The organism is Actinomadura rubrisoli (genome assembly GCF_004349215.1).
Classification (GTDB): Bacteria; Actinomycetota; Actinomycetes; order Streptosporangiales; family Streptosporangiaceae; genus Spirillospora; species Spirillospora rubrisoli.
Genome location: NZ_SMKU01000349.1, coordinates 1 through 9,810, shown reverse-complemented (window position 1 = coordinate 9,810; position 9,810 = coordinate 1). Strand labels below are relative to the sequence as shown.

The window sequence follows — 9,810 nt, the reverse complement described above, 5'->3', positions numbered from 1 at the left end:
GCGCCGGGGCGTCCGGGGGCGAGGATGGGGGCATGGAGGTTCTGAGCAGCCGTGTCCTTCTGCGCCCGGACGACCCGGAGCGCAGCCGCCGCTTCTACCGCGACGTGCTGGGGCTCGCGGTGTACCGCGAGTTCGGCCCGGTCGACTCGCCCGGCGTCGTGTTCTTCCTCGGCTCCGGCTTCCTGGAGGTGTCCGGGCGCGGCGGCGGCAAGGCCGGTCCCTCCCCCATGCTCTGGCTCCAGGTCCGGGACGTGCGGGCCGAGCACGGGCGCCTCGCGGCGGCCGGGGCGCGGATCGTCCGGGAGCCGCGCGAGGAGCCGTGGGGGCTGGTCGAGATGTGGATCGAGGACCCGGACGGCGTCAAGATCGTTATCGTGGAGGTTCCGGAGGGGCACCCGCTTCGCCGCGACCCCCGTTCCTGATCGGTATCGGGATGACCGAGGACTATGGGATGACCGAGGACTACAGGTGATGACCGAGGACTACTGGAACCACAACACCCATTACCACGATGTCGTGCTGCGCAACGTGCCGCGCGGGTGCGGGGAGGCGCTCGACGCCGGATGCGGGGACGGGCTGCTCGTCCGCAAGCTGGCGCCCCGCGCCGCGCGCGTCACCGGCATCGACCTGTCGGCGGAGATGATCGCCAAGGCGAAGGCGCTGAGCGAGGGGTTCGGCAACGTCGACTTCGTGGCGGCCGACCTGCTGGAGCACGGCCTGCCGGAGGACCACTACGACTTCGTCTGCAGCGTCACCGCGATCCACCACATGGACTTCACCGCGGCGATGACGGCCCTGCGCGACGCCGTCCGCCCGGGCGGGAGCCTGGTGGTCATCAGCCTCGCCCGCAACCGGGGGCCGCGCGACTGGGCGATGGCGGCGGCCGGGGTTCCGGTGCACCACGTCCACCGGCTGCGCAGGCGGCGGCAGGCCGCCCACCCCGGTCCGGGCGCCCCGATCGCCGAGCCGGACATGTCCTGGGGCGAGGTGCGCGCGGAGGCGCTGCGCCTGCTGCCCGGCGCCTCGTTCCGGCGGCACGCGCTCTTCCGCTACTCCGTGGTGTGGCGCAAGCCGCGCTGACCCGGACCCGCGTGAGGCAGGCCGCGCTGACCCGGAACCGGCGAATCCGTCCGTTCCGGGCGCGGCGAATCCGCCGCCGCGCTACTGGAAAACGCTGGAACTGTCTGGAAGCTCCTGTACTGTCGCCCGCATGCCCCGGTCCCCCGGCGTTCCGACCCCCGACGCGCTGGAGGCGCGCATCGCCGAGCTGCGCGCCGCCGTGCGGCGGGCGATGGCGGCCGGCGACCGGACGTCGGCCCGCGGCCTGCGCGCCGACCTCCGCCGCGCCGAGCGGGAATGGGACGAGGCCGTCCTGGGCGACGGCCGGGACGACACCGGCGACCGCGTCCCGGACGAACGCGGGCACCGGAGCGACGGCCCCGGCCGAGAGCACCGCGAGCGCGGCGAAGGCGGACGGCAGCGCGGGCTGCTGCCCGTCCGGGAGCAGGTCCACCAGGCGCTGACGCTGCTCGGGGCACCGGCCGCGCCGAAGCTGATCGGGTCGGTGTACGCGGCGTTCTTCCCCGGCGAGATCGCCGGGAGCCGCCTGACGAGCCTGCGGCGCGATGAGGAGCGGTCGTTCCGCACCGCGCCCTACGCGCGGCCCTACTACCTGTGCGCCGCGCTGACCGCCGACATGCTCGCGCCCGCCCGCGGTCTGCTGACGGTGAGCACCTGGCCGCTGGAGCAGCGCGTCGTCGGGCCGCTGAGCCCGCGCACCGACTTCCTCACGTCCGCGATCCGCCTCGCCGAGCACGCCCAGCGGGGGACGCCCTCCCCGGACGTGCAGAGGCTCCTGTGGCGGTTCGCGTCCAACATTCCCGGTGCGGTCACCGGTACGGTCGGTACAGTCGATCCGGCCGATCTCGCGGAGGCCGCCCGGGCGGAGCTGGAGGTGCACCGGGAGTCCGACCGGCGGCGGCGCGCATCGGCCGCCGGACGCGCCCGCTCACAGCTCGACGACGCGGAACGGCTGTTCGGCAGCCGGCTGCGGGCCCTGCACGAATCCGGCACGCGCCGTGCCACCAATGGAGAGACGGACCGATGACCGAGACCGCGCCGGACCTGGACCGGCTGCGCGGCGGCGCTCCCCCGCGCAACCACGACGCCCGCACGATCGCCGCGCTGACCGCCAATCCCGGCTGCGCCCGCCGCGGGGTGATGGACGCGGCGGGGGTCGACAAGGACGCGGTGGCGCGGCTGCTCGGCTTCCCGTCCCCGTTCGGCCAGTCGCAGTTCGCGATCACGCGCGGGAACGCGTTCGAGGCGCAGGTGAAGGCCGACGGGTGCGCGGAGTTGCTGACGCTGCTGCGCGAGCGGCTCGGCCTGGCCGTTCCGGAGGTCGCCTACGACGACCTGGAGGTGGTCGCGGGCAACGAGGGCCGGGAGCTGCGGCACACCCGCACGCGGCGGCTGCTCGCCCGGGTGCTGGAGACCGGCGAGGGCACGCTGTTCGACCATCCGCTGCTGCGGCTGGAGATCGCCGGGCAGCTCGCCTACCTGGAGCCGGACGTCATCGCGTTCCAGGTCGCGGGCCGCCTGCACGTCATCGAGATCAAGTCGTTCGCCGTCGTCGACGGGCAGGCCGAGCCGGAGCAGGTCGCGGCGGCCGCGCGGCAGGCCGCGGTGTACGTGATGGCGCTGCGCCGGCTGGTGGGCGAGCTCGGCCACGATCCCGCGCGGGTGTCGCACGAGGTGTTCCTCGTCTGCCCGGAGAACTTCTCCAACCGCCCCACCGCGACGCCGCTGGACGTGCGGCCGCAGCTCGCCGTCCTCGAGCGGCAGCTGGCGCGCCTCACCCGCATCGACGAGATCCTCGGCGAGCTGCCCGGCGACCTGACGTTCGGGCCCGGCGGCGACCTCGCCGGCTCGGTGCGCGCGGTGGAGGCGCGGTACGCGCCCGAGTGCATGGCGGGCTGCGAGATGGCGTTCTTCTGCCGGGACGAGGCGAGGGCGTGCGGGGCGACGGGCGCGCTCGGCCGCTCCGTCCGCGACGACCTCGGCGGCGTCGACACGATCGGCACCGCCCTGGCGCTGGCGGACGGCTCGCTCAGCCCGTCCGCCGACCTGGCCGAGACCGCGGCCCAGCTGCGCACCGCGGCCCGCCTTCGCGAGGAGGCGCTGCTCGTCCCGCAGGGCGGCGCCGCGTGAGCCCGAGCCCGGGGCGCCCGCCCGCGGGGGGCGCGGCGTGAGCGCGCTGACCTCGCTGGCGCAGTTGCAGGCGGCGGACGCCGGGATCGCGCAGCCGGTCGCCACGGTGCGGCACTGCCACATCGCCGACGACCCGCTGGTGCTCATCCCGCTGAAGCTCGCCGGAGAGGCTGCGGCGCCGCTCGCCGTCATGCTCGGGAGCGGGCCGGACGATCCGTCGCTGCTGGTGGTGCCGCAGCCCCGCAACCGGGACCTGCGGTTCGCGTTCGCGGCCGACCTGGCCAAGCTCGTCCTGAACCACATCGAGACGAGCCGGGGCGCGGTCGAGGAGCTGCCGCCGGGCAAGGAGGGCGACGAGCGGATCCGGTACGGGAACGCGCCGCAGCTGCTCGTCCCGAACCGGGGCGGCGTGGGGTTCCTGCGGCTGCTCGGGCGGTCGACGCGGTTCCGGAGCACGGAGGGCGCCTACGCGGTCGATCCCGCGGTGCCGGTGCTCGGCCGGTGGCTGACGTGGTTCGCCGACCGGTACGACCATCCGGGCTCGTCGCTGCTGCGCGCGATGACCGAGGTGCTGCGGCTGCACTGGGCGACCGGGCAGAGCTCCCTGGAGGACGGCAACCTCGCCGCCCTGCTGGGCTGGATCGACCCGCCGGACGGGCTCGACGGCCCGGCCGCCGCCGCGCGCGCGGAGGACCCGCTGACGTATCCGCCCGCCGGGCCCGCCACCGACCCCACCTTCGACAACGAGGTCCTGGCCCCGGCCATCGCGTCCTACGACCGGTCGGGGCGCGACGAGCGCGCCGAGGAGCGGCTCCGCACGGCCCTCGCGAGCCAGCTCACCCCGACATGGGGGCTGATGTGGCGGGCCGTCGGGCTGCTGCGGGCGCTGCCGGAGGGGGCGAGCGTGCCGGGGCGCTGGGAGCGCGACCGGGACGCCTTCACCTATTACCACCAGACGTTCGGCGAGGCGTATCCTCAGGCGCGCCGCGACCCGCCCGTCCGGGCGGCGCGGCGGCTGCACGACCTGGAGCGCGCCCAGGACGCCTACGACGCGCAGCGGGCGTTCGACGACCCCCTGGTGATGGCCGAGTACCGGCTGGCGGGCCAGGCGTTCGGCGGCGTGGTCACCGAGTGCGACCCCGCCCGCCTGGACGAGACCGGCAAGCGGCCCAAGCTCCGCCCGCACCTGCGGGTCGGCACCGAGGACCCGGTGCGCCTGGACGTCGGGACGACGGTGTGCAACGCCGCGCGGCCCGCGCTCAAGGGGAGGATCGTGGAGTTCGGCGACGGCGGCGTGCTGCTGGAGCTGACGGGCGGGATGGGCCGCAAGCTCGTCCCCGAGCCGGGGTCCGTCCCGCGGGTCGGCGACCGGGTGTGCTTCACCTCGCTCACGGAGGGCTCGTGGGGGGCGGCGAAGTTCCCCGACCGCGAGGACACGCCATGGACGCACGGCGGGCCGCCCGAGGAGTACGTGCCGAACGACGAGGACGCCGAAGAGGAATGGTCATGACCGAACGCGGGACGAGCCCCCTGTTCCCGGTGGCGACGGACGGCCTCGACCCGTCCGTGGCCGCGACGAAGGTCGTCGAGGAGGTCATGGCCGACCTGGCCGGCGCCCACCGCGGCGTCGTGGTCGACTCCCCGCCCGGCGCGGGCAAGTCCACGCTGGTAGTCCGCGCCGCCGCGCACCTGGCCGCGGCGGGCGAGCGCCTGATGATCGTGGCGCAGACGAACGAGCAGGTCGACGACCTCATCGACCGCATCGCCGTCAAGCACCCCGGCGTGACGCTCGGGCGGCTGTCGGCGTCGGGGTACGCGCCGTCCGAGCGCGTCCTGGCCCATCCGGCGGTGCGGGTCGCGCAGAAGGCCGACGACCTCGCCGAGCGGACGGTCGTGATCGCGACGGCCGCGAAGTGGGCCACGCTGCCGGACGGCTCGTGGCCGTGGGCGATCGTGGACGAGGCGTACCAGATGCGCTCGGACATGCTGCTGCGCATCGCCGGACGGTTCGAGCGGGCGCTGTTCGTGGGCGACCCGGGCCAACTCGACCCGTTCTCCACCGTGGAGGTGGAGCGCTGGGCGGGCCTGTCGTGGGACCCGATGCGCAGCGCCGTGTCCGTTCTCCTGGCGCACAACCCCGGCCTGCCCGTCCACCGCCTGCCCGTGTCCTGGCGGTTGCCCGCCTCGGCCGCGCCGGTGGTGTCGCAGGCGTTCTACCCGTTCACCGGGTTCCGCGCCGGGACGCGTCCTGGCGAGCGCCGGTTGGAGTACGGCGCGCGCGGCATGGGGACCACCTACGACCGTGCACTGGAAGAGGCCGCGTCCAGCGGCTGGGCGCTGTACGAGTTGCCCGCCCGGCACACGCTCCGCACCGACGCCGAGGCCGTCCAGGCCACCGCAGCGCTCGCGGTCCGGCTGCTTCAGCGCGGGCCCGTCACGCACTCCGAGCTGGGGTCGGGCCCGGTGGGCGCCGACCGGGTCGCCATCGGCGCCGCGCACCGCGACCAGGTCACCGCGATCCGCGCCGCGCTCGGCCCGCACGGCACGGGCATCACCGTCGACACCGCCAACCGGCTCCAGGGTCGCGAGTACGACGTGACGGTCGTCCTGCACCCGCTGTCGGGCCGCCGCGACGCGACGGCGTTCCATCTGGAGTCGGGCCGCCTCTGCGTGCTGACGTCACGGCACCGGCACGCGTGTGTCGTGGTGGCGCGGGCGGGCATTCCCGAGCTGCTGGACGCCCATCCGTCCACCGAGCCGGTGCACCTCGGCGTGCCGGTGAAGTTCCCGGACGGGTGGGAGGCCAACCAGTCCGTCCTGGCCCACCTGGCCGAGCACCGCGTCCAAGCGGACTAGGACGGCGCGGCCGCGGCCCGCTCAGCCGAGGACGAGCGGGATCCGCGCGGCCAGCTCGCCCAGCGCGGCCTTCTCGGCGTCGGTCGCGACCCGGCGTCCGGTCCCGACCAGCAGCGCGTCCGTGTCGGAAAACGACGCCGGGAACGCCGCACCGGCGATCTTCTCCAGCGACGCGCGGGCGGCCGCGACGGTCTCGGCGGGCGGTCCGGCGGCCGAGGGCAGGTGCGCGATCAGGTCGAGGTGGTGCAGCGTCCATTCCATGACGTACGCGGACAGGTAGTCGCCTGCGGTCAGCACGACGTCCTGGGTGCTGACGCGGGCGGCCGGGTCGGCGAGTTCGGCGGCGCGCCCGGCGGCGGCGCCGACGTCGTCGAAATGGAACCTCAGCAGTTCCGGGTCGCCGTACGCGGCGGCCAGCCGGGGGATCAGCGCGTCGAGCGGGTCCTCGCCGGTCGGGGGCTCGACGAGCTTCCAGTAGGTGACCGAGTCAACGGTCGGCTCGGCGTCGGCGGGCGTCACCAGCGTGATCAGAACGTCCTGGGCGTCGATGACCAGGTGGCACACCAGGTCCCGCACGAGCCAGCCGGTACAGCCGGACGGCCGTTCCCAGTCCTGGCCGGAGAGTTCGCCGACCGCCGCGCGCAAGGCCGTCCAAGAGCGTGAGAAGAGATCCACTGCGGCACCGTAGTGCCGTACGGGAACGGCGGACAAGCGTATTTCCGGCGTCCGGCTAGGCCACCGGGGACGGGCCGGCGGTGGCGGCCCAGCGGCCGTTGTGGCGGGTGATCGCGATCGGGTGGTCGAAGCACGCGCTGACCAGGTCGGTGGTGAGGACGTCGCCGGCCGGGCCGGAGGCGAGGACCTGCCCGTCCCGCAGCAGCAGCGCGTGGCTGGTGCTGGTCGGGAGCTCCTCCAGATGGTGCGTGACCAGCACGGTCGTCAGGTCGGGACGGTCGGCGCGCAGTTGGTCCAGGCTCGCCAGCAGCCGCTCGCGGGCGGCGACGTCCAGGCCCGTCGCGGGCTCGTCGAGCAGCAGCAGCGGCGGGTCGGGCATGAGCGCGCGGGCGATCAGGGTCCTCCCCCGCTCCCCCTGGGACAGGTGCGGCCAGCGGGCCTCGGTGCGCGGCGTCAGGCCCATCAGCGCGATCAGCTCGTCGGCGCGGCGCAGGTCGTCCTCGGCGGGCGTCCAGCGCGGGACCAGCTCGATCGTGCCCGTCACGCCGGTCAGGACGATCTCGCGGACCGTCCGCGCCGACTCCAGCGGGTGCCGCGGGTTGACCTGGCCGATCAGCCTGCGCAGCTCCTGCACGTCCACCCGGCCGAGCCGCCGCCCCAGGATCTCGGCCGAGCCGCGGGTCGGGTGCGTGTAGGCGCCGAGGATGCCGAGGAGCGTGCTCTTGCCAGCGCCGTTCGGGCCGATCAGCGCCCAGTGCTCGCCGCGGAGCACGGTCATCGTCACCCGGTCGAGGAGCAGGCGCCGCTCGCGGACGAGGTCGATCTTGTCGGCGTTGAGCACGACGCGGGTCGCGGCGGGGGCGAGGGACACGGGACCTCCCGTTCGGTTCATCGGCAAGGAACGCGCGGGTAAGCGGATGTGCGGCGCGGGGGCGCGGACGGCCGGGATCACCGGGGCGGGGCGCCAAGAAGATCTCAACGTACCCGACGCAACGCGGCACCTGGTACGACACGGGCGCCCGGCCGGATACTGTGAGAGCCGGTGCCTCAGCGATCAGGGGAGGGACATGGAGGACATCGGCTTCATGTGCGCCCGCTGCGGCGGCGAGGTGCACGACGTCACGCACAACCGCGAGGGATCGCTCGACGGCGTGGGCTACCGCCACAACCGGCGGGTGGAGCCGTGGGACCACGAGCTGGAGCTCGCCGTGGGCGAGCCCGCCCCGCTCGACCAGGCGTGCGACTTCTGCACCGCTCCCGGACCCCGCTGGCTCTACTATCCGACGCTCGACCCCGAGGACACCGACATGTTCGAGGTCGAGCTCGACACCACGCAGCTGTCCGACGACGACACCGCCGTGGCCGTGCTGAACATGCTCTACCCCTGGTACGCGTGCGACACGTGCTCCGTGCTGGTGGCCGACCGCAACGTCGAGCTCCTCATGGACCGCGCCCTCACCCGCACCCCCGTCCCCGAGGACGGCGCCGTCGACGAGGAGACGGTGCGCGCCCGGTTGAAGGGCTCCTTCTCGGTGTTCTTCACCACGCGGCCGGGCCGCCCCCAGCCGTCCCGCGCCATCTGACCAGCGCACGCGCGCGCAACGCCGGGCGGACGCCGGCCGCTCGGCGGCCGGGCGCCGGGCGGCCGGGGAACCGGGGCGGGCGCGGGACCGTCAGACCCGATCATTACAATCGGTGCCGTTTTGGCGGTTCTGAGCACGGGGGACGCAAGGTGATCATTGAGAGACGGTTCCAGGGCCCGGACGGGTCGGGCAACGGCGGGTACGCGGCGGGCCTCCTGGCGGGGCGGGTGGCCTCCGACACGGTGACGGTGACGCTACGGCGCCCTCCGCCGCTGGACACCGGGCTGACCGTCACGGTCGAGGACGAGCGCGGGCACAGCGTGCGGCTGTGGGACGGCGAGCACCTGGTCGCGGAGGCGCTCGCGGGCGCGATCGTGGTCCCGCCCGTCGCGCCGGTCCCGTTCGAGACGGCGCTGGGGGCGGCGGAGAAGTTCCGGGCGGCGGAGGACCACCCGTTCCCGCGCTGCTTCGTCTGCGGCCCGGACCGGGAGCCCGGCGACGGCCTGCGGCTGGAGCCGGGCCCGGTGGGCGACGGCACGGTGGCGGCGCCGTGGGTCCCGGACGGGGCGCCCGAGCGCGAGCTGGTGTGGGCGGCGCTGGACTGCCCCGGCGGCTGGTCGTTCGGCGTGGTGGGCCGTCCGGCCGTCCTCGGCACGATGACCGCGCAGGTCACCGAGCTGCCGCAGGCGGGCGAGCGGTGCGTGGTGATGGGCCTGGCCCGCAGCCGCGAGGACCGCAAGATGCACGCGGCGACGGCGCTGTACGGGGCGGACGGGCGGCTGCTGGGCCGGTCCGAGCAGATCTGGATCGAGATCGACGCGGCCCGGTTCGGACGGTGACCATCACGCCTTGATCGTCCGGAAAGTGGTCCCGTTCCGGATGGGTTCGAGGAATGTGTCGCCTGACGCGGTGCGACGGGTGCGATCCGCTGTTCAATCTGACTTTCCGCGAATACGGAGGCGGGTCAGATGAGCGGAACGATAGTTCTCCTGCTGGGGGTCGCGGTGTTCGCGGCGTACACGGGGATGCACTGGGAGCGGGCGCGCCGCGCCGTGTTCGACGTCCGGCTGGGCCGCAAGCGGGTGAGCAACCTGCGGCAGACGGCGGTGAAGGAGCGCGCCGAGACCGCGCTGCTCGTCCTGAGCGCGGGGACGGTCCTGTTCATGGTCGTCAGGTACGGCTGAGGGTGAAGCCGCCGAGCGGAGGCCCCGGAATGCCGGGGCCCCGCTCAGTGCGTCCGGACGGAAGCGCGTGCGTCAGGGGCCGGTGAAGAGGGGGTCCTCCCGGTCGGCGCCGTTCAGGGACCTGCCGGGGTCGCCGCCCTGCATGGGGTGGCCGGGCGGTCCGGACGGGGAGGCGCCCGCGGGTCCACCGCCCTGGCCCGGGCCATAGCCGGGACCCGGACCGCCGTTCCCTCCGGGGCCGGGGACCGGGGCCGCGTGCGGCACCGGCACCCCGTTCGGGGACGGGGCCCCGTTCTGCATCG

General features: G+C 74.7%; 11 protein-coding genes and 1 pseudogene. 9 read left to right on the top strand and 3 right to left on the bottom strand.

The features are described from left to right. The first annotated feature begins 32 nt into the window (after positions 1-32). From E1298_RS38925 to E1298_RS38900, 6 genes are all read left to right on the top strand, one after another. Positions 33-422, top strand: a complete 390-nt coding sequence (locus tag E1298_RS38925) for a VOC family protein (RefSeq protein WP_131902401.1) — start codon at positions 33-35, stop codon at positions 420-422. A gap of 49 nt (positions 423-471) precedes the next feature. After that, complete coding sequence (locus tag E1298_RS38920; protein WP_131902400.1) at positions 472-1,080, top strand: class I SAM-dependent methyltransferase; 609 nt, start codon at positions 472-474, stop codon at positions 1,078-1,080. A gap of 130 nt (positions 1,081-1,210) precedes the next feature. Continuing rightward, a complete protein-coding gene (locus tag E1298_RS38915) occupies positions 1,211-2,107 on the top strand; it encodes a hypothetical protein (protein ID WP_131902399.1) in 897 nt (298 codons plus the stop codon). After that, positions 2,104-3,210 carry a hypothetical protein gene (locus tag E1298_RS38910; protein WP_131902398.1) on the top strand — a complete coding sequence of 369 codons (1,107 nt, stop codon included), beginning with the start codon at positions 2,104-2,106 and terminating at the stop codon, positions 3,208-3,210. The genes E1298_RS38915 and E1298_RS38910 overlap by 4 nt, the downstream gene beginning before the upstream one ends. Positions 3,211-3,247: 37 nt before the next feature. Beyond that, entirely contained in the window at positions 3,248-4,720 is a 1,473-nt protein-coding gene (locus E1298_RS38905) for a hypothetical protein (RefSeq protein WP_131902397.1), read from the top strand. Further along, entirely contained in the window at positions 4,717-6,066 is a 1,350-nt protein-coding gene (locus E1298_RS38900) for an AAA family ATPase (protein WP_131902396.1), read from the top strand. Before E1298_RS38905 ends, E1298_RS38900 begins: the two co-directional genes overlap by 4 nt. A gap of 21 nt (positions 6,067-6,087) precedes the next feature. Here E1298_RS38900 and E1298_RS38895 read toward each other — a convergent pair whose 3' ends face one another. Continuing rightward, on the bottom strand, positions 6,088-6,741 hold the full coding sequence (locus tag E1298_RS38895) for a maleylpyruvate isomerase N-terminal domain-containing protein (protein ID WP_131902395.1): 654 nt from the start codon (positions 6,739-6,741) through the stop codon (positions 6,088-6,090). 55 nt (positions 6,742-6,796) lie between these two features. After that, entirely contained in the window at positions 6,797-7,612 is an 816-nt protein-coding gene (locus tag E1298_RS38890) for an ABC transporter ATP-binding protein (protein ID WP_243726077.1), read from the bottom strand. Between the two features lie 196 nt (positions 7,613-7,808). Here E1298_RS38890 and E1298_RS38885 point away from each other — a divergent pair, with 196 nt between their 5' ends. The 3 genes from E1298_RS38885 (at position 7,809) to E1298_RS38875 (ending at position 9,508) form a co-directional block, all read left to right on the top strand. After that, positions 7,809-8,324, top strand: a complete 516-nt coding sequence (locus E1298_RS38885) for a hypothetical protein (RefSeq protein ID WP_131902393.1) — start codon at positions 7,809-7,811, stop codon at positions 8,322-8,324. 149 nt (positions 8,325-8,473) lie between these two features. After that, a complete protein-coding gene (locus E1298_RS38880; RefSeq protein WP_131902392.1) occupies positions 8,474-9,163 on the top strand; it encodes a hypothetical protein in 690 nt (229 codons plus the stop codon). 129 nt (positions 9,164-9,292) lie between these two features. After that, on the top strand, positions 9,293-9,508 hold the full coding sequence (locus E1298_RS38875; protein ID WP_131902391.1) for a hypothetical protein: 216 nt from the start codon (positions 9,293-9,295) through the stop codon (positions 9,506-9,508). 72 nt (positions 9,509-9,580) lie between these two features. Here the strand turns inward: E1298_RS38875 and E1298_RS48775 are convergent. Further along, positions 9,581-9,810: pseudogene (locus tag E1298_RS48775) on the bottom strand (chromosome segregation ATPase); the annotation flags it as partial.